This window comes from Janthinobacterium sp. BJB304 (genome assembly GCF_002735765.1).
Lineage (GTDB): Bacteria > Pseudomonadota > Gammaproteobacteria > Burkholderiales > Burkholderiaceae_D > Janthinobacterium.
The window spans coordinates 23,460-42,827 of the sequence record NZ_PDZN01000022.1; the positions used below are offsets into that span (position 1 = coordinate 23,460).

Below are 19,368 nucleotides of genomic sequence, written 5' to 3' on the forward strand. Positions count from 1 at the left end.
GCAGGCTTATTGTCCGCGCGTGCTGCGCCATTCCACCAGTTCTTCGATGGTCAGGATCGGCATGCCATGCAGCTCGGCGAAGCGCTCGATATCATCGCCGCGCATCATGGTGCCGTCCGGGTTCATCAGCTCGCACAGCACGGCGGCCGGGTTCAGGCCCGCCATGCGCGACAGGTCGACGGAGCCTTCCGTGTGGCCACGGCGCTCGAGCACGCCGCCGGGAGCGGCGCGCAGGGGGAAGACGTGGCCGGGGCGCACCAGGTCGGCGGGCCTGGCGTTCGGCGCGATGGCGGCGCGGATGGTGGTGACCCGGTCGGCGGCCGACACGCCCGTCGTGACGCCGTCGCGCGCCTCGATGGAGACGGTAAACGGCGTGCCGTAGCGGCTGCCGTTGTCGGACGACATGGGCGGCAATTCCAGCGCGCTGACGACGTCCGTCGGCAGGCACAGGCAAACGATGCCGCTGCATTCGCGGATCAGCAAAGCCATGGTTTCGTGCGTGAGTTTCTCGGCAGACAGGATCAGGTCGGCTTCGTTTTCACGGTCGAAATCGTCGAGCAGGATGACGGGAATGCCGGCGCGCATGGCGGCCAGGGCGGACTGGATGCGACCTTCCAGGTCGTTGGAAAGCAGGGTATAGCTGTTGACTAACATGGTGAAACGCTCCTCGCATAGGCGAAAAACGCTGCAGGGCAAGCGAATAGACGCAACTGGCCGCATCGCCGTGGCGACGGGACATCACACTACTGCACATCTTCTTTCATCCGGACTATACCGTCGGCCCCGGAATCACACCGGATCTGCTGACCTCATCAGGCGAAACCTGACAAGCGCTCGCGGGCTTGACCGTTGCCGGTCTTACCGCCGGTGGGGAATCGCACCCCGCCCCGAAGACGTATTGTTGTGCCGGTCCACATGACCGGCGGCAATACTTTAGCACAATTGAAAAAAGCTGGCAGGACACCGTTGAGTTTGTCATTCGGCAAAGTTGCCTGGGAAAAGCGGTTTTTCCTAAGTTGTTTTTAATGGCGGAAACAGAATTTCAGTGTAAGGTATGGCTACTGAATTTTACCGTTGAGAATACATGAAGCTGAGTAAATTACGCCTGATCTCGGGCGCCGTCTTGCTGGCGTGCGCCTGCATGGCCCAGGCGGAAATCCGTTTGACCGATCCCCTGCCGCTGGCACCAGAAGTTACCGTCGGAAAACTGCCGAACGGCTTGACCTACTACGTCAAGAAAAATGCCCGTCCCGCGCAGAAAGTGGAATTGCGCCTGGTGGTGAAAGCCGGCTCCATCCTGGAAGATGACGACCAGCAAGGCCTGGCGCATTTCACGGAACACATGGCCTTCAATGGCTCCACGCATTTCAAGCGCAATGAGCTGATTTCCTATTTGCAATCGATCGGCGTGAAGTTCGGCGCCGACCTGAATGCTTACACGAGCTTCGATGAAACCGTCTACGTGTTGCCGATTCCCACGAACAAGAAGGAAAACCTGGAAAAAGGTTTTCTCGTGCTGGAAGACTGGGCGCACGGCTTGAAATTCAATCCGGCCGACATCAACAGCGAGCGCGGCATCGTGCTGGAAGAGGCGCGCCTGGGCAAGGGCGCCAGCGACCGCATGAACAAGGTGCTGTATCCGAAGCTGCTGAACGGTTCGCGCTATGCGGAACGCATGCCGATCGGCAAGGAATCCGTGTTGAAAACCTTCAAGCCGGAAGCCATCAAGCGTTTCTACAAGGATTGGTACCGTCCCGACCTGATGGCCGTGATGGTGGTCGGCGACGTGGAGCCGAAACAGGCTGAAAAGCTGATCCAGCAGCATTTCGGCAAGCTGAAAAACCCCGCGAAACCGCGTCCGCGCCTGTATGCGGAAGTGCCGCAGCGCTCGCAAACGGAAGCGGTGGTGATCACGGACAAGGAAGCACCGGACGACAGCGTCTTCATCCGCTACCCGATCCGCGCCGCGCAGGAGCCCGTCACCATTGCCGACTACCGCCGCCAGATGATCGAAAACCTGTACGGGCAAATGCTCAGCGCGCGCATGCAGGAATTGACGCAGCAGGCCAACCCGCCGTTCATCCAGGGCGGCAGCAGCATGGGCAAGCTGGTGCGCGGCTATGAATCGTTCAGCGCCTATGCCTTGCTGGGCAAGGGCGGCGTGCAGCCGGCCGTCGATGCGCTGGTGCAGGAAGACGAGCGGGCGCGCCGCTTCGGTTTCAGCCAGGATGAGCTGGACCGCGCGCGCAAGGACATGTTGCGCAATTACGAGCGCGCGTACAGCGAACGCGACAAATCCGATTCGGCCGGCTTCGTGGCCGAGTATTCGCGCAACTTCCTGGAGCAGGAAGCCATCCCCGGTATCGCCAATGAATTGCTGTACGCGAAGGAACTCTTGCCGCAGGTAACCTTGCAGGAAATCAACGAAACGGTGGCCAAAGTGATTCCCGACCAGCAAAAGAAGCTGGTGGTCTTCATGGGGGCCGAACCGAAAGCGGGCGATGCGACGTCCAGCGTGCCGACGCAGCAGCAATTGCTCGACGCCGTGGCGAAGGCCGAGCAGCAGAAGGTCGAGCCGCGCACGGAGAAAGTGCTTGCCAGCAAGCTGATGGACGGTCCGCCGGCCGGTGGCAGCATCGTTTCGGAAAAGTTGAACAGTGCCATCGGCGTGACGGAACTGACCTTGGGCAATGGCGTGCGCGTGCTGCTCAAACCGACGGACTTCAAGAATGACCAGGTGCTGATGGGCTCGACGCGCTTCGGCGGCCAGTCCCTGTTCGGCGACGCCGACATCTACAACGCCCGCTACGCCAGCGTCGTGGTCGGCAGCATGGGGCTGAAGGATTTGGCGCCGCTGGACTTGCAAAAAGTATTGGCCGGCAAAACGGTCAATGTGGGCGCTTCGCTGGGCGAACTGAGCGAAGGCTTTGGCGGCTCGGCCAGCAGCGCCGATGTGGAAGCCATGTTGCAGCTCGTGTATTTGTATTTCAATGACGTGCGCAAGGATGCGGGCCTGTACCAGTCCTTCATCGGCAAGCAGCAGGACCTGGCGAAAAACAGCATGGCGCAGCCGGAAGCCGTGTTTTACGATGCCATCCAGCACGCCATGTATGGCGACAACCCCCGCGTCGATGGCGTGCCGCGTGCGGCCGATTTCGACAAGGTGGGCCTGGACCGCTCATTGGACATCTTCCGCCAGCGTTTTTCCAGCGCGCGCGGCATGACCTTCATCTTTGCGGGCAGCTTCGAGCTCGACAAGATCAAGCCGCTGATCGCCAGCTACCTGGGCACCTTGCCCGTGGGCGAGGTGGCGCACGCCTACCGCGACGTGGGCATGCGCCCGGTGACCGGGGTCGTCAAGAAGGATATCTATATGGGCAGCGAGCCCAAGAGTACGATTTCCATCACCTTCAATGGCGACGTCGCGTATTCGGACGAGCAAAAACTGACCCTGCAGGCGCTGGGCGAGGTGCTGAACCTGAAAGTCATCGAAGTGCTGCGCGAAAAGATGAGCATGATCTATGGCGGCGGCTTTGAAACCTCGATGGGCCAGCATCCGTACGGCCATTATTCGGTGGCCTTGAACTTGCCGACGGGACCGGAAAACGTGGACAAGGTGATCGCCGCCGCCTTTGCCGAAATCAACAAGATGAAGGCGGACGGGCCATCCGTGGCCGACCTGGAAAAGGTCAAGCTGAACTGGATCACGCGCCAGCAGAAATCCCTGCGCGAAAACAACTACTGGATGAATCAGTTGATGGGTTCGGTGACGCAGGGGCGCGACCCCGCGCATATCCTGCGGTATGAGCAACGCGTGCGCGCCATCACGCCGCAAGCCGTCAAACTGGCGGCGCAGCGCTACCTGGACATGCACAATTATGTGCAGGTGGTGCTGTATCCGGAACGTAAAAATGTTGCAGCCAAGTAATCCTCGTGTTTGATCTGCATGGGCGGCAGCGTGACGAAGCTGTTAAACTGCCGCTTATTGATGTGATATCGCAATTTAACAAGCAAGGAAATACGATGGCTAAGAAAGAAGAGCTCGATCCGGAAACTCTGGAGTTGATTAACTGGTGTATCGAGGTCGAAGGCTTCCTCGTGGCCGGCGGCGCCACCGTGGCGCAGGCGCAGGATCACATCGAAGAGCAGGTCGAGTGGTTTACCGACCAGTTCTACGACGGCTTGACGCCGGAAGAGGCGGCCAAGGAAGCCTTGGCCTGACCTTTTAAACACGACTTACAGCGGGCGGTGCCTGCCGGGCACAGCCCGGTAGCGCCGCCCGTTTTGCTTTTCTGAAAAGATTTCCATCGGGCAATTAAATTTCCTATTCACTCCAGGCACCCATGACACTCCGTTCACGCATTCTCCTCCTGTGTTTCAGCACCTTGCTGGGCATCGTCCTCATCGCTTCCTTCTCCCTGTATTCCCTGCGCCAGACCATGATGGCCGAGCGCGTCGAGCAATTGACGGTGCTGGTCGAATTGGCCAACGCATCCGTGGAAAAGGCGTACGCGCTGGAACAGTCGGGCAAGCTCACGCGGGAGCAGGCCCAGCAGCAGGCCAAGCTGGCCATCGGCAGCTTCGTCAAGGACGAAATGTATTACTTTGTGCGCGATTTCAGCACGGATTTGCTGTACGTGCACCCGAATGCGTCGCGCATCGGCACGCCGCAAAAGAACATGAAGCAGTCGGGCGACCGCTACCGCGCCGCGCTGGCCAACAGCCGCATCGGCCTCGTGCAGGCGGACGGCACGCGTCCGGGCGTGCCCGACCCTGTGGCGAAGATGTATGCCGTGGTGAAATTTGCACCGTGGGACTGGCTGATCGGCACGGGCACGTATATCGATGACATCAACCACAAATTCTGGGCCCAGGCGGGCGTGCTGCTGGCCATCGGCGGCGCGCTGATGCTGGTGGTGGGCGCGCTGGCAGCGTTGATGCTGCGCCGCATCCTGGCCCAGCTCGGTGGCGAACCCGACTATGCCGCCGCCATCGTGGCGCAAATCGCCCAGGGCGACCTGACCACGCAGATCGACACGCGTCCCGGTGATACGTCCAGTTTGCTGATGGCCATCAAGGCCATGCGCGACAACCTGGCGCATCTGGTGAGTCAGGTGCGCAGCGATGCGGAATCGATTTCCACGGCATCGGGCGAGATTGCCTCGGGCAACCACGACCTGTCGGCGCGCACTGAGCAGCAGGCGGGTTCCTTGGAAGAAACGGCATCGACCATGGAAGAAATGACCTCGACCGTGCGCCAGAATGCGGACAATGCGCGCCAGGCGAACCAGCTGGCCATTTCCGCCTCGCAAGTGGCGAGCCAGGCGGGCGGCGTGGTGAGCCAGGTGGTCGACACCATGGGCGCCATCAATGCCTCGTCGAAGAAAATCGGCGACATCATCGCTGTCATTGACGGCATCGCCTTCCAGACGAATATCCTGGCCCTGAATGCGGCCGTGGAAGCGGCGCGCGCGGGCGAGCAGGGCCGTGGTTTCGCCGTCGTCGCCAGCGAGGTGCGCAACCTGGCCCAGCGCTCAGCCAGTGCCGCCAAGGAAATCAAGCAACTGATCGACAGTTCCGCCGAGCAAGTGGGCGCCGGTGAAAAACTGGTGGCGCTGGCGGGCGAAACGATGGAAAAAGTCGTCTCCAGCGTGCAGCACGTGACCGATATCGTGGCCGAGATTTCCTCGGCCAGCGCCGAGCAGAGCGCTGGCATCGAGCAGATCAACCAGGCCATCGTCGAGATGGATAACATGACGCAGCAAAACTCGGCCCTCGTCGAGCAGGCATCGGCGGCAGCGCAGGCCATGAACGAGCAGGCGGCCGGGCTGGCGCAGATCGTCAGCGTATTCAAGGTGGGCGCCGTGGCGTCGGCCGCGGCGCAGCGGCGCCTGACGCGCTAGCCGCTTTTTATCTGTCACGGGGGAACTTATCCCCGGCTCACCTGTCCAAACTTTTTCGTCCGCAATGGATGCACAGAAGAGGTGAGCATGACAGACGGCTTTTCCTATCACGCGGCATTTGCCCGCAACCTGGGCTGGGTCACGCAGGCGGAGCAAAACAGCTTGCGCGGCAAGCGCGTGGCCATTGCCGGCATGGGCGGCGTGGGCGGCGTGCACTTGCTGACCCTGGCGCGGCTGGGCATCGGCGCCTTCCACATCGCCGATTTCGACACCTTCGATATCGCCAACTTCAACCGCCAGGCCGGCGCCATGATGTCGACCCTGGGGCAGCCCAAGGTGGCCGTATTGGCGCAGATGGCGAAGGACATCAATCCCGAGCTTGAGATTAAACAATTTCCCGACGGCATACACGACAGCAACCTGGCGGAGTTCTTTGCCGGTGTCGACCTGTACGTGGATGGCCTGGATTTCTTCGCCTTTCCCGCGCGCCAGGCCACCTTCGCCACCTGCGCGCGCCTGGGCATACCCGCCATCACGGCCGCGCCGCTGGGCATGGGCACGGCCGTGCTCAGCTTCATGCCGGGCGGCATGACGTTCGAAGAGTATTTTGGCTGGGGCGACTTGCCCGAAGAAGAGAAGGCCCTGCGCTTCCTCGTCGGGCTGGCGCCGTCCGGCTTGCACGGCCCCTATCTGGTCGACCCGTCCGCCATCAACCTGAAGGAGCGGCGCGGACCGTCGACCATCATGGGCTGCCAGCTGTGCGCGGGCGCGGCCGCCACGGAAGCCTTGAAAATCCTGTTAAAACGGGGCAAGGTGATGGCGGCGCCGCACGGCGTGCATTTCGACGCCTACCGTAACAAGCTCGTGCATACCTGGCGTCCAGGCGGCAACCGCCATCCGCTGCAACGCCTGACGATGGCCATCATCAAGCGGCGCCGCGCCGCACAGGAGGCATAAATGGCGCAAGCATTGCTGAACGATCCCGTGCTGGAAAACATCCTCGAGCAGGCGCGCTGGGCGCCCAGCGGCGACAATACGCAGCCGTGGCGCTTTGAAGTCGTGGACCAGCGGCACGTGGTCGTGCATGGCTTCGATACGCGCAGCCATTGCGTGTACGACCTCGACGGCCATCCCAGCCAGCTATCGCTGGGTGCCTTGCTTGAAAGCATGGCCCTGGCGGCCAGCTGTCACGGCTTGCGGATGGAAGCGCGCCGGCGTTTGTCCATGCCCGACACCTTGCCCACCTTCGATGTACGGCTGGTCGACAGCCCCGGTATGCTGCCCGATGCGCTGGCAGCCTTCCTGCCGCGCCGCAGCGTGCAGCGGCGCCGGCTCAGCACGCGCAGCCTGCGCGCCAGCGAAAAGGCTGCATTGGCGGCCAGCTTGCCGCCCGGCTACGGCGTGCAGTGGTTCGAAGGCGGGCGCGCGCGCCTGGCCTGTGCGCGCCTGATGTTCGACAATGCGAAGCTGCGCCTGACCATGCCCGAAGCGCACAAGGTGCACCGCGACGTCATTGAATGGGGGGCGCGCTTCAGTGCCGACCGCATCCCGGAGCAGGCGCTCGGCGTCGATGCCATGACGGCGCGGCTGATGCGCTGGGTCATGCACAGCTGGCGCCGCGTGGATTTTTTCAATACCTGGCTGGGCGGCACCATTGCCCCGCGGCTGCAGATGGACTTGCTGCCGGGCCTGTATTGTGCCGCGCATTTCGTGCTGCTGGCCGATGCGCCGCCGCGCCATATCGACGATTACGTGGCGGCCGGCCGCGCCATGCAGCGCTTCTGGCTGACTGCCACGCAACTGGGACTGCAATTGCAGCCGGAACTGACGCCGCTGATCTTTGCCCGCTACGTGCGCGAACGGCGCGCCTTTTCGCGCACCGATGGCATGCAGGACATGGCGCAGGAGCTGGCCGTGCAATGCCAGGGCGTGCTGGGGGCGGAGGCGGTCGAGCGGGCCGTGTTCCTCGGACGCATCGGCGCCGGGCCGGCGGCCAGTGCGCGCTCGCTGCGCCGTCCGCTGCAAGACTTGCTGGTGGCGCCCACGGCTGGGCCGTGAGACGTTCCCTGCGCGCGTCAGCGGCGCCGCCGTGGCGCCAGGCTGGCCAGCGCTGCCAGGCCAGCGGCCAGCAGCGGCAAGGTGCCCGGTAGCGGCATCGGCGTGACCGTCGGCACATAGGCCAGTTCGGAACTGTTCAGCATGTTCAATACCAGGGTATAGCTGCCCGCCACCAGGTTGTCCGTGACGGCGCCATACTGCCCGCCGCACGTCGTGCCGATGCCGGTGCCCGTGGGCGCGCCGCAGCCGCCGGGATCGTAGGTGAACACGCTGCCGCTGGTCAGCGGCGTTTGTGCGTACCCTGTATTGAGGCTGGCGGCGTCGGCCAGTTCGGTGCCGCCCAGGATGCCGGAGCCCAGGTTGCCGTCGGGGGCCCAGTTGAAGACGATCTGGCCATGTTCATCGATGATGGTAAACGTCATCGCCATATTCGTCGTGGCCGCCGAGCCCGTGCCGGCCAGGGCATCGAGGTACAACTGCATGAAAGGCAGGGCCTGGAAGTCGAAGGCCAGGGTCGCGCCCGGTTGGCCGACGACGAAATTGACGGTCATCGCGGTGCTGGAACCGTTGCGTCCCGAGGCGTCGGCGCTGCCGCCGCCCGTGAGGAAGGTTTCCGCCGCATTCACCGTGTGCGTGCTGGTCGAGCCCGGTGGAAAGGGCGGGATTTGCGAGGTGACGATCTGCGCCTCGCCGCGCGCATACGAGGCATTGCCCATGCCTTGCTGCGTAAAATCATTTTGTCCCTTGGTGACGGCGCCGCGTGTCGCTTGCGGTGCGTCAATCTCGTTGCTGCCACCGTGGATGATGCTGCTGCCATTGAGCGTGGCGGTGGTGCGCGACAGGTCGATGTTGCTGAGCAGGGAGACGGAGCCGGAGGGATTGCTGATGACCAGGCCAAAGACGCTGGTGTACGAATAGCCATAGGCGGCGGCGCTGGCAGTGCCGCTGCTGGCCAGCAACAGCAAGGCCAGCAGGGCCGTTGGCAAGCGGGTACAAGAAAATATAGTCATGAAAATCCTCATCTGCCGGTCGGCCGCGTTGTAAGGAAAACCGACAGGCTTGCCACATAAAAAAAGGCGAGGAGACTCCCTCGCCTGTAAATCCCCCTGTTGCCTGGTTCAGGCGGCAAGCTTGCGGCGGCGGGCATAGCCCAGGCCAGCCAGACCCAGACCCAGCAGTGCCAGAGTGCCAGGTTCCGGCACCGCCTGTTTCACCAGGTCCACGCTTTCCACCGCATTCAATGTCAAGGTGTAGTTGCCGGTCGCGAGGGCATTGCTGACGGAACTGAAGTTGCCGCCGCAAGCCGTACCCACGCCTGTGCCCGTGGGTGTGCCGCAACCGGTGGGGTCATACGTAAACAGGTTGCCGCGCGTCAGGAAGTTGGTCGCCAGGCTGGTGTTCAGGTTGGCCGCATCCGCCGATTCCGTGCCACCGAAGATGCCGGAGCCGATAACGCCATCGGGTGTCCAGTTGAAGACAGTCGCGCCGGTCGAGTCGGTGATGGTGATGGTCATCACCAGGTTGGCCGTCGCGGTGGACAGCTGGCCCACTGTGCTTTGCAGGAAGACTTGCATGAATGGCGACGAGAAGAAGTCAAAGCTCAGCGTTGCCGTGGGGGAACCGACGACGAAGTTGACGGAGAAGCCCGTGGTCGAACCGTTGCGCCCGGACGCATCGGCCGTGCCGGCAGGATCATCCAGATGGGCTTCGGCCACGTTCACCGCCTGCGTGGAGGTGGAGCCGGGCGGGAACGAGGGGAACTGCGTGCTGACGATCTGCGCGTCGCCGCGCGAAAAGTTGCCCGTGGCACCTTGTTGCGTGAAGTCGTTCTCGCCCTTGGTCACGGCACCGACGGCGGCGCGGGGCGAGTCGAGCAGGCCGGGACCGCCATTGATGACGCTGACGCCATTCAGGGTGGCCGTGGCGCGCGAGATCGTGGTGCTGTTCAGGGCGGTGATGGAACCCGTGGCGGCGGCGATCTGCAGGCCGAAGATATTGTTGTAGGCATAGCCGTAGGCGCCCGCTTGTGCGCTACCGGCCGCGCACAGCATGGCCAATGCTGCTGCGGCCGGGAGCAGTTTCAGTTTAGAAAGTTTCATGTCATTCACCTCGTAGTTGAGTGAGTCTGGAAGTCTTGCCTGAGTCCTGTCGGCAGGTGCTCATGGCCAGACTTAAGCGACTTCCATGCCAACGCATGAGGTTCTTTTGAAATCAATGACTTGGCGTGCTTTTGTTGACACAGTGCAGGTGTTGCCGGACGCGTTGTAAGAAAAACCGACGCCGCCCGTCAAGGCTGGCTACCACGGGGCGACGAGCCCAGCAGGGCGTGCAGATGGGACAGCAAGCGTTGCCCGGGCACATACTCGCGCATGGCGGTGGCCAGCTGGCGCGCCGCCAGCCTGGCCCGGCCATCGTCGAGCATGCGCGTGGCGGCATGGCGCAGGGCGGTTTCCTGGAAACGGTCGGCGCGCAGCAGCAGGCCGGCGCCGGCGCCTGCGATGCCGTGCATGTTGAGGAATTGGTCGAGGTTGCCGGCGATGCCGATGACGGGCACGCCTGCCGTCAGCGCCTGCTGGCTGGTGGGGCTGCCGCCGTTGCAGATCACCAGGCTGGCGCGGCGGGCGGCCGCGTCGCCCGGCAGAAAGGGCGCGACATAGGCATTCGGCGGCACGGCATCGACGCGGATGGTGCCGGCCGTGGCCGCCAGCACGGTGACGGGCAGGGGCGCCAGCGCGCGCAGCACGCGCGGCAGCAATTGCCCCTGGCCCGAGCTGCCCAGGGTGACATAGATGATCGGCCGTCCGCTGCTCAGTTCCGGTCGCTGCCACCAGTCCGGCAAGTCGAGCGGCGGCGCCCAGATGATGGGTCCCAGGTAGTCGTGCGTGGGTGGCATGCCATGCGGCGGGAACAGCTGGGGAATATCGGCGTACAAGGTGCGGTCGGCATCCGTATAGATGCGCCGCAGGTCGCTGCCCAGCGATGGCAGGCCATGGCGTCGGCGCACGCGGTTCAGGGGGACGGCATGCGAGGCGAAGGCCAGCGGGCGGATCAGGCGGAACAGGGGATCGGCCAGCCAGATGGGCAGCACGCCCGTCAGGGGCAGGCTGGGCACCGTGTAATGCTGGCGCACCCAGGGACTCCAGTAGGCGTTGCTGACGGTAATGTAGGGAATGTGCTGCAGGCGCGCGCTGACGGACAGCGACAGGCGAAAGTCGCCGATCACGAGATCGGGCTGGGCGGCATTGAGCAGGCGCAAGTCATCTTCCACGTACGCATGCAAGGTGCTTTCCGTATAGACGGGCTTGCCGTGGGCCAGCGCCTGCAGAAATTGCAATGATGAAATACTGTCGATGCGCCAGCGGCGGAAGTGGGCTTGCCTGAAACAAAAGTCATACCCATCGGCGCAGGCAAAGTGCACTTCGTACGCTTCCTCGTCCAGGCCCTGGGCCAGGCTCAGTGGGCGGCCAACATGGGCCAGGGTCACTGCCTCGGCCATAAAGAGGATTTTCTTGCGCGCCATAGGGTCGCTTGCACTCGTGCTGTAGGGGATGCCTGCCAAGTTGGAGTGGCGCCACGCCGTTTAGTTCCCCTGCAGCGTGCCACTGGCGGGCGCCAGGATTTGGCCGCATCGGCTAGAGTGGGGCAAAGGAGGCCACCATGCAGCCACAATTCCGTTTTTCCCCGCTGCGTGCACACAGCACGCCCGAACCCGATATGCCGCCACCGCCGGAAGGCGATCCCCTCACGCCGCCGCCGGAACAGCCGCCGCACATCGACCCCGTGCCGGTCGAGGAGCCAACGCCGCCGCCACCGCCCGTGAAAATGCATTGAGCGGTTTTCGTGCCATGGCGCCGCGCCAAGGCCTGCGGTGGGCAGGCGTGCGCCGTGTTTATTTCCAGTCAGAAATGGAAGGCGCGGGCCTCGCCGGAGGTACGCCATTTAAACAACAAAAATGTCCACAAATGTTGCCGAGTGGATACAAATCAAGCCCCAACTGTCGAGTGTCATGCGGCCGTCACGATTCTGTTCTTATAATGAGACATCATAAAAATTCTTGTACAGGAGACCATCGTGGGCAATTCCTTGCATAACAAAATCTACCTGGGCCGGCGGCCTGTGATCACCAGCAAACACCTCGTGGCGCTGGCCCTGGCGGGTGCCGTTGCTGGTTGCGGCCTGGCATGGCTGCTGCTGCGCAGCTACAAATAACGCTCATCACACGCGTGTTTCCGCCGCCTGGCCGCCTGGCCGGCGGCGGTAGATGCACGTTGCCTGTTGCCGATGCGCAGCGGGGCGCGTACCATGGGGGCCGAACACCTGGCCTTTTATGGAAAAGTAATGAAGAACGAGAAATTAACAACCGATGAATATGACGCGCTGGAGCAAGTTGCACGCGGCATCAAGACCGAGCGCCCGAGCGCCTGCGTTGCTCGCAATGCCAAGCGCCTGTCCGGCCTGAAGCTGCTCAGCTATGCACGCGATGGCCGTCTGTCCATCACCGAGAAAGCACAACAACTGCTGTTCCTGCGCCGCTGCATCATGGGGCTGCGCGCCGTGGCCGCCGATCCGCTGACCAAGCTGGACACGGAAGTGGCGTATTTCCTGGGCAAGAAAGCCCACATCGTGGCGCGCGCCGAAGGCGAGGGCCACGACATTTCCGACAAGGGCCGCGAATCGCTGGCCGACATCGACAACCTGGGACTGTAACAGCCTGTCCCGGCAACCGGCCCCAGTGGCCGGTTTTCACATCCCCTCATTTTTTCATTTTCCCCTTGGAGAACACTTTGGACAGCGCGATGAACTGGTCGGCCCACGAACTGACGATGACGGTCTTGATGACGCCCGATATGGCCAACTTTTCCGGTAACGTGCATGGCGGCACCATCCTGAAATACCTCGACAGCGTCGCCTACGCCTGCGCCAGCCGCTATTCGGGCAGCTATGTGGTCACCTTGTCGGTGGACCAGGTGATGTTCCTGCAGCCTATCCACGTGGGTGAGCTGGTGACGTTCCTCGCCTCGATCAATTACACGGGCACGACGTCGATGGAAGTGGGTATCCGCGTGGTGACGGAAAACATCCAGCAGCGCCTGGTGCGCCACGCCAACAGCTGTTATTTCACGATGGTCGCCGTGGACGCCAACCGCAAGCCGGTGGCCGTGCCGCCACTGGTGCTCGAGACGCCGGAGCAGCATGCGCGCTTCGAGCAAGCCAAGCTGCGCAAGCTGTCGCGCCAGAAGGTGTCGAAGAAGTAAAGGCAATCGGCATAAAAAAACGGCCGCCAGAGTGATCTGGTGGCCGTTTTTTTTATTGCCTGCCGCCTGCTGGCGGCATGGCGCCGTGATTAACGGTCGCCGTAGCTGCGGCGTGCGCCGTCGGTGCTGCGCGGGTTGGAACCCTTGTAGCCGCCGCCGGTGCTCGGCGCGCCGTCCTTGCGTGGTGCGCCCGGCTTGCTGAACGTGCGTTGGCCTGGCTTCGCGCCGCCACGGTTGTCGCCTGGTTTCCAGCCGCCTGGACGGGCGCTCGAACGTGGCGCCGATGCCGTTTTCTTCGGCTCGAAACCTTCGATGACATTGACCGGGATCAATTGCTTGGTGAAGCGTTCGATGCGTTTGACGTTCATGCCTTCAGCGTGGTTCACCAGCGAGATGGCCAGGCCATTGCGGCCAGCGCGGCCGGTACGGCCGATGCGGTGGACGTAGTCTTCCGGGAACTTCGGCAGATCGTAGTTGAACACGTGGGTGATCGTTGGCACGTCGATGCCGCGGGCGGCAACGTCGGTGGCAACCAGCACTTTGACCTGGCCGCGGCGCATGCCGTCCAGGGTGCGGTTGCGCGCGCCCTGATGCATGTCGCCGTGCAAGGCGGCAGCGGAGAAACCGGCGATGTTCAGACGGTCGGCGATGGTGTCGGCGTCACGCTTGGTGGCGGTGAACACAACAGCCTGGTCCAGCGATTCGTCGCGCAGCAGGTGGTCCAGCAGGCGATTCTTGTGCGACAGATCGTCGACGAAGTGCACGCGCTGGGTGATGTTTTCATGCTTGTTGCTCGAGCTTGCCACCTGGATGACCAGCGGGTTTTTCGTGATGCGGCGGGCCATGTTGCCGACGACGCCGTCCAAGGTTGCCGAGAACAGCATGGTTTGACGGCCTTCCGGCGTCGCTTCGACGATTTTTTCGATGTCGTCGATGAAACCCATGTCCAGCATGCGGTCGGCTTCGTCCAGCACCAGGATTTCCAGTTGCGAGAAGTCGATCTTGCCCGAATCCATGTGGTCGATCAGACGGCCAGGGGTGGCGACCAGGATCTCAGGATTCTTGGCCAGCAATTGCATCTGTTTAGGGTAAGGCATGCCGCCCAGAATCGACACAGCCTTGATGCGGCGGATGCCGGTGCTGTACTTGTCTGTGTTGGTGGTCACTTGCAGGGCCAGTTCGCGCGTTGGCGTCAGTACCAGCATTTTTGGCTGGGCAGCCTTGAAGCGTGGACGCTCGCCGCGGGCGCGCGATGCTTGCATTTCCTGGTTCGGCGTCTTGCCGGCGGCACTTTGTTCGGCGCTGGCCAGTTTGTGCAGCGACGGCAGCATGAAAGCTGCGGTCTTGCCCGAACCGGTCTGCGACGAGACCAGCAGGTCACGGCCTTCGATCGCGGCTGGAATCGCTTGCGACTGTACCGCGGTTGGCGCGGTGTAGCCCGATTCGGTCAGAGCGGCGATGATGGACGGATGCAGGCCTAAGGATTCAAATGTCATTCTTTTCTTTCGTAAAAATCAGCGTTCTTGCAAAAAGCAGAACGCAAAATAGCAACGCCAACCAAAACGAAATGACTCAACTAAAAAGAAATTTCGGCACAAAAGCTTTGCGCCGGGACGGTGTCAGGTGCGACACACAAGGCGGGAGGGCTTTATAAGCGGCATCCTGTGGATGCGCTAAGGCTTGCGAAGCTGCTAAGTTTGTAGTGCATGACTGCGGTGTTGCCATCGCTTCAAGGGAACATATTGCAGCGCACAACGACACTATACCGTATTTGCCGCCGTTTTGCACGGGCTAAATGGGAAGAAACGCAAGTCCTACCACGTTTTGAAGATGTTTCCTATCTGAAATCAGTAGGAATACGTAGGTTTCGTCCGTTTAATTGAGCATGGCCACGATGTCGTCGGGCAGCGGCGGCGCCTGTCGTGCCGGCCGGGCTCCAGCTGATACATTCCCTTGGCATGCCGCCAGGTCGGCACACGTCACCGCTTTACTCCACTTCAGGATTGACCGCCATCACTTGTGAAAAACCGCCATCAACGTAGGTAATCTCGCCCGTGATGCCCGACGCGAGGTCGGACAGCAGGAAGGCGGCCGTGTTGCCGACCTCTTCGATGGTGACGTTGCGGCGCAGCGGGGCGTGCTCGGCCACAAAACCCAGGAGTTTGCTGAAATCCTTGATGCCTGAGGCGGCCAGGGTCTTGATGGGGCCGGCGGAGATGCCGTTGGCACGGATGCCGCGCGGGCCCAGCGATTCGGCCAGGTAGCGCACGGACGCTTCCAGCGACGCCTTGGCCAGGCCCATGGTGTTGTAGTAGGGCACGGCGCGCACGGCGCCCAGGTAGGTCAGGGTCAGGACCGAGGCGCCCGGATGCAGCAGGGGCAGGGCGGCCTTGGCCATGGCGGGAAAACTGTAGGCGGAAATGTCGTGGGCGATGCGGAAGCTGTCGCGCGACAGGCCGTCGAGGAAGTCGCCCGCGATCGCCTCGCGCGGCGCGAAGCCGATGGCGTGCACGAGGCCGTCCAGATGTTCCCAGTGCTGCGCCAGGTCGCGGAAGACGGCGGCGATCTGTTCATCGCTGGACACGTCGCAGTCGAACACCAGTTCGCTGCCGAATTCGGCCGAAAATTCCGTGATGCGCTCCTTGAAGCGCTCGCCCACATACGTGAAGGCGAGGGTGGCGCCTTCGCGGTGGCAAGCCTTGGCGATGCCATAGGCGATGGAGCGGTTCGACAGCAAGCCCGTGATAAGAATTTTTTTGCCTTGCAAGAAAGCCATGACGACTCCTGTCTGGGGTGGTGGGTCGGGCGGATGTACAACCGGCCGCGACAGCAAAGCTGTGGCGGCCGGTAAAGTGCGTCAATACAACTCAGGCGATCAGTGACGCGCTTTTGCCCGACTGTTACCGCCGCCGCGCTGGATGCGCGGCTTCACCAGCGAGATCGGTGCCGTTTGCGCCTTGCCGCCCTTGGCGACGCGGCGCAGTGCTTTGGCGGCCCGTTCAGGACGGTCCGCTTCCAGCAGCATGGTGGCGCTGTCGGCGATTTCCTGGGTGATGTCGCTGTTCATCGTGGCCGAGGTTTTCGGCACGAGGATGGTGGAGCCGGCGCGCAGGCTGGTGCGCTGGGGAATGTTGTTGGCCTGGCGCAGCACGTCGGCCGTGGTGCCGAATTTCGACGCCAGGGTTTCGATGCGTTCGCGCGCATTGGTGATCTTGTGCGTGGTCCAGCTCGACAAGGCATGGCCCCATTGCGCCAGGTTGGTGGTGAACTTGGCGGCGTTTTCCTGCGGCAGCAGAATCTTGGTCTTTTCGCCGCCGATGATGACGGGGCGGTTAAATTGCGGATTCAAGGCCTTGAATTCATCCATCGACAGTTCGGCCAGCTGGGCGGCGACGGTGATGTCGATGTCGCTGGTCTTGTCGATGGCCGTGAAATACGGCTGGTTGTCGACCACCGGCAGGGTCAGGCCGAACTGGGCCGGATTGGCGATGATGTTTTTGACCGCTTGCAGTTTCGGCACGTAGTTGCGCGTTTCGGCCGGCATCAGGTCGGCCAGGCTTTCGAAGTCGGTCGGCTTGCCCAGCGCCTGGTTTTTCTTGATGGCGCGCTGCACCGAACCTTCGCCCCAGTTGTAGGCAGCCAGGGCCAGTTGCCAGTCGCCAAACATGTCATACAGGCGCTGCAGGTATGTCAGGGCCGCATCGGTCGAGGCCAGCACGCCGCGGCGCTCGTCCTTGAACATGTTTTGCTTGAGGTTGAAATCGCGCCCGGTGGCGGGCACGAATTGCCACATGCCGGCCGCATTGGCGCTGGAGAACGCCTGCGGGTTGAAGGCGGACTCGATGAACGGCAGCAAGGCCAGTTCCGTCGGCATGCCGCGCTTTTCCAGTTCCTGCACCACGTGGAAGATGTAGCGCGAGGCGCGCGCCGTGGTGCGGGCGATGTAGTCGGGGCGGGTGGCGTACCAGTTGACGTGATTCGCCACCAGCTGGTTGTTGATGTCGGGAATCGCATAGCCGCTGCGGATGCGGCCCCAGACGTCGGCTTCGCGCAGCGGATCGGAATTGTCGCTGAGGTTTTTCAGCAGACGGTCGGTCTTTTGCAGGCGGTTGTCGAGGGTGGGGAGTTTCGCCGTGACCTGGGCGGTCATCGGGATCAGGGCAGGTGCGGCGGCGGCGACTGGCGCGTTATCGCTCTCAACACCGGCTTCGTACGCCTGGCTGAGGGCGGGCGCAAGCGCCAGGGCCAACGCCGCCAGGACGGTAGATTTAAAGGAGTTTTCGTGCATAGTGTTCCATTGTTGTCGTCGGAGAAACATCGGACAGACCCATGATCAAGCTGCGAGTGTACGTATATCCACATGCCGGAGTCAAGAATTATGTCAGCATGATGACAGCACATAGGCGTCAATAGCGATGTTTCCAGTCGCTAATAATGTAATTATTACAAATTTAATTTGCCAGATGTGCGATTCGGCCGCTGTTATAGCATACATGGCGTGGAGGCTGGCGCAAGCTTGGCGGCCGTCCGGTATGAGACTGCGCAAAGAGTGCGTACAATTTGGCTTTGGCCGGCCATTTGGCTGCCGGCTGCCTTATTGATAGAGAGTTAAGTATATGAACACCCCGCCGCGCCACGACGACGACAACGCCGTCATCATCGCCAATACCGTTGCCTGGCTGGAAAAGGCCGTGATCGGCCTGAACCTGTGCCCGTTCGCCAAGGCCGTGCACGTCAAGAAGCAGATCCGCTATGTGGTATGCGAGTCGGAGAACCCGGAAGATCTGCTGGCGATGCTGATGGACGAGCTGCAAACCCTGGCCGACACGGACCCGGAACAGATCGACACGACCTTGCTGATCCACCCTTACACCCTGAACGATTTCCTCGACTACAACGAGTTCCTCGATGTGGCCGACGCGGCCGTGGAAGACATGCACCTGGCCGGCGAACTGCAAGTGGCCAGTTTCCACCCGCACTACCAGTTTGCCGAGACGTTCGAGGACGACATCAGCAACTACACCAACCGCTCGCCGTACCCGACCCTGCACCTGCTGCGCGAAGACAGCATCGAGCGCGCCGTCGAAGCGTTCCCGGAAGCGTCGGAAATCTTCGACAAGAATATCGCCACCCTGGAAGCGCTGGGCGTCGAAGGCTGGGAAAAGCTCGGCTTGCCGAAGGTATCCTGATGGCTGACAAGGAATTGCCGCCGCGTCCAGACACGCCCTGCGTGGCCGTGTGCTCGACGACGTTCGATGAAATCTGCCGCGGCTGCGGCCGCACCGTGGTGGAAGTGGCCCACTGGGTGTCGATGACGGACGAGGAGAAGGAAGTGGTGTGGGTGCGCATCCTGGCGCAGGGGTATCCGCGCCGGAATACTTGACGTTTGTATTGCCAAACCCAAAGGCAACTGCTGGGGTCAGACCCCCAAGGCCGCCAACGCAGAGCTCAGCGTTGGCGGCCGCGAGGGTCTGACCCCGGTACTTTTGGCGTCAACTATTAATAACTGCCGATAAAATCCTTCTTGCCGACTTCGATGCCATTGTGGCGCAGGATGTCGTACGCCGTCGTCGCATGGAAGAAGAAGTGCGGCAGCGCGTAGTGGAACAGATAGGTCTGGCCCGTGAAGTGCTTGGTCTTTTCGCCGCTGCCGGTGGTGATGGCGCGCGTTTCGCTGCCGTCGATGTCCGCTTGCGGCAGACTTTCCAGGAAGGCGATGGTTTTCACGATGCGCGCTTTCAGCTCTGCAAAGCTCTGTTCGCTGTCTTCATACGGCGGCACGGCCACGCCGGCCAGACGCGCGCCGCAGCCCTTGGCGAAGTCGGTGGCGATCTGGATCTGGCGCACGAACGGCAGCATGTCCGGGAACAAGCGGAATTGCAGCAGGGCGTTCGGGTCGATTTTCTTGTCTTGCGCGTGCGTTTCCGCCTTGTCCAGGATGGCGGCCAGGCTGCCCAGGATCTGTTTGAAGACGGGGATCGAAGCGGAGTAGATGGAGAAGGTCATGGTGGTTCCTCTAGGTAAAGTGGCGCGATGATAGCAAGCCGCGCGCTTTTTTGCTGGCGCCGCCCGGGCGCGCCGGCCCACGTGTGGTTTTTCAAGCCTGTCTATATAGCATGACCTGGATGCTGACACGTGTTTATTGGTGACTT

Annotated in this window: 19 protein-coding genes and 1 riboswitch; of the genes, 11 read left to right on the forward strand and 8 right to left on the reverse strand. The window is 62.2% G+C overall.

Features of this window, described 5'->3' with window-relative positions:
* Positions 1 to 6: 6 nt before the first annotated feature.
* The gene (gene ribB, locus CSQ95_RS22805; RefSeq protein ID WP_099411182.1) at positions 7 to 654 is read right to left on the reverse strand and encodes a 3,4-dihydroxy-2-butanone-4-phosphate synthase; all 648 of its coding nucleotides are present in this window, start codon (positions 652 to 654) and stop codon (positions 7 to 9) included.
* Between the two features lie 94 nt (positions 655 to 748).
* Positions 749 to 899: riboswitch (FMN riboswitch) on the reverse strand.
* Between the two features lie 185 nt (positions 900 to 1,084).
* Here ribB and CSQ95_RS22810 point away from each other — a divergent pair.
* From CSQ95_RS22810 to CSQ95_RS22830, 5 genes are all read left to right on the forward strand, one after another.
* A complete protein-coding gene (locus tag CSQ95_RS22810) occupies positions 1,085 to 3,928 on the forward strand; it encodes a pitrilysin family protein (RefSeq protein ID WP_099411183.1) in 2,844 nt (947 codons plus the stop codon).
* 95 nt (positions 3,929 to 4,023) lie between these two features.
* The gene (locus tag CSQ95_RS22815; RefSeq protein ID WP_010399555.1) at positions 4,024 to 4,221 is read left to right on the forward strand and encodes a hypothetical protein; all 198 of its coding nucleotides are present in this window, start codon (positions 4,024 to 4,026) and stop codon (positions 4,219 to 4,221) included.
* A gap of 122 nt (positions 4,222 to 4,343) precedes the next feature.
* A complete protein-coding gene (locus CSQ95_RS22820) occupies positions 4,344 to 5,903 on the forward strand; it encodes a methyl-accepting chemotaxis protein (RefSeq protein WP_099411184.1) in 1,560 nt (519 codons plus the stop codon).
* Positions 5,904 to 5,990: 87 nt separating this feature from the next.
* Positions 5,991 to 6,860 carry a ThiF family adenylyltransferase gene (locus tag CSQ95_RS22825; RefSeq protein ID WP_099411185.1) on the forward strand — a complete coding sequence of 290 codons (870 nt, stop codon included), beginning with the start codon at positions 5,991 to 5,993 and terminating at the stop codon, positions 6,858 to 6,860.
* Positions 6,861 to 7,961 (forward strand): nitroreductase family protein, encoded by a 1,101-nt coding sequence (locus CSQ95_RS22830; protein ID WP_099411186.1) that lies wholly within the window; start codon positions 6,861 to 6,863, stop codon positions 7,959 to 7,961. It begins immediately after the preceding gene.
* Positions 7,962 to 7,978: 17 nt separating this feature from the next.
* On the opposite strand, the gene CSQ95_RS22835 is transcribed toward CSQ95_RS22830, so the two are convergent.
* From CSQ95_RS22835 to CSQ95_RS22845, 3 genes are all read right to left on the reverse strand, one after another.
* Positions 7,979 to 8,971, reverse strand: a complete 993-nt coding sequence (locus tag CSQ95_RS22835; RefSeq protein WP_099411187.1) for an EDSAP-1 family PEP-CTERM protein — start codon at positions 8,969 to 8,971, stop codon at positions 7,979 to 7,981.
* Between the two features lie 108 nt (positions 8,972 to 9,079).
* Positions 9,080 to 10,060 carry an EDSAP-1 family PEP-CTERM protein gene (locus CSQ95_RS22840; RefSeq protein WP_099411229.1) on the reverse strand — a complete coding sequence of 327 codons (981 nt, stop codon included), beginning with the start codon at positions 10,058 to 10,060 and terminating at the stop codon, positions 9,080 to 9,082.
* 188 nt (positions 10,061 to 10,248) lie between these two features.
* A complete protein-coding gene (locus tag CSQ95_RS22845) occupies positions 10,249 to 11,481 on the reverse strand; it encodes a glycosyltransferase (RefSeq protein ID WP_143450054.1) in 1,233 nt (410 codons plus the stop codon).
* Positions 11,482 to 11,618: 137 nt separating this feature from the next.
* Here CSQ95_RS22845 and CSQ95_RS29735 point away from each other — a divergent pair, with 137 nt between their 5' ends.
* From CSQ95_RS29735 to CSQ95_RS22855, 4 genes are all read left to right on the forward strand, one after another.
* Positions 11,619 to 11,792, forward strand: coding sequence for a hypothetical protein (locus CSQ95_RS29735; protein ID WP_175445159.1), 174 nt, complete (start codon positions 11,619 to 11,621; stop codon positions 11,790 to 11,792).
* Between the two features lie 240 nt (positions 11,793 to 12,032).
* Positions 12,033 to 12,170: a hypothetical protein gene (locus CSQ95_RS29740; protein ID WP_162995739.1), complete on the forward strand. Its 138-nt coding sequence runs from the start codon at positions 12,033 to 12,035 to the stop codon at positions 12,168 to 12,170.
* A gap of 129 nt (positions 12,171 to 12,299) precedes the next feature.
* On the forward strand, positions 12,300 to 12,668 hold the full coding sequence (locus tag CSQ95_RS22850; RefSeq protein WP_099411188.1) for a hypothetical protein: 369 nt from the start codon (positions 12,300 to 12,302) through the stop codon (positions 12,666 to 12,668).
* A gap of 89 nt (positions 12,669 to 12,757) precedes the next feature.
* Positions 12,758 to 13,216, forward strand: coding sequence for an acyl-CoA thioesterase (locus CSQ95_RS22855; protein ID WP_034750191.1), 459 nt, complete (start codon positions 12,758 to 12,760; stop codon positions 13,214 to 13,216).
* A gap of 89 nt (positions 13,217 to 13,305) precedes the next feature.
* Here CSQ95_RS22855 and CSQ95_RS22860 read toward each other — a convergent pair whose 3' ends face one another.
* From CSQ95_RS22860 to CSQ95_RS22870, 3 genes are all read right to left on the reverse strand, one after another.
* A complete protein-coding gene (locus tag CSQ95_RS22860) occupies positions 13,306 to 14,712 on the reverse strand; it encodes a DEAD/DEAH box helicase (RefSeq protein ID WP_035820280.1) in 1,407 nt (468 codons plus the stop codon).
* Between the two features lie 491 nt (positions 14,713 to 15,203).
* Positions 15,204 to 15,992 carry an enoyl-ACP reductase FabI gene (fabI, locus tag CSQ95_RS22865; RefSeq protein WP_099411189.1) on the reverse strand — a complete coding sequence of 263 codons (789 nt, stop codon included), beginning with the start codon at positions 15,990 to 15,992 and terminating at the stop codon, positions 15,204 to 15,206.
* A 99-nt stretch (positions 15,993 to 16,091) separates the two neighbouring features.
* Complete coding sequence (locus CSQ95_RS22870) at positions 16,092 to 17,504, reverse strand: transglycosylase SLT domain-containing protein (RefSeq protein WP_070288666.1); 1,413 nt, start codon at positions 17,502 to 17,504, stop codon at positions 16,092 to 16,094.
* A gap of 328 nt (positions 17,505 to 17,832) precedes the next feature.
* Here CSQ95_RS22870 and CSQ95_RS22875 point away from each other — a divergent pair, with 328 nt between their 5' ends.
* Both CSQ95_RS22875 and CSQ95_RS22880 read left to right on the forward strand, forming a co-directional pair.
* Positions 17,833 to 18,405, forward strand: a complete 573-nt coding sequence (locus CSQ95_RS22875; RefSeq protein WP_070311434.1) for a DUF1415 domain-containing protein — start codon at positions 17,833 to 17,835, stop codon at positions 18,403 to 18,405.
* Positions 18,405 to 18,599, forward strand: a complete 195-nt coding sequence (locus CSQ95_RS22880) for a DUF1289 domain-containing protein (protein ID WP_034749680.1) — start codon at positions 18,405 to 18,407, stop codon at positions 18,597 to 18,599. The genes CSQ95_RS22875 and CSQ95_RS22880 overlap by 1 nt, the downstream gene beginning before the upstream one ends.
* A gap of 116 nt (positions 18,600 to 18,715) precedes the next feature.
* Here CSQ95_RS22880 and CSQ95_RS22885 read toward each other — a convergent pair whose 3' ends face one another.
* Positions 18,716 to 19,222: a DUF1993 family protein gene (locus CSQ95_RS22885; RefSeq protein ID WP_034779265.1), complete on the reverse strand. Its 507-nt coding sequence runs from the start codon at positions 19,220 to 19,222 to the stop codon at positions 18,716 to 18,718.
* Between the last annotated feature and the right edge of the window lie 146 nt (positions 19,223 to 19,368).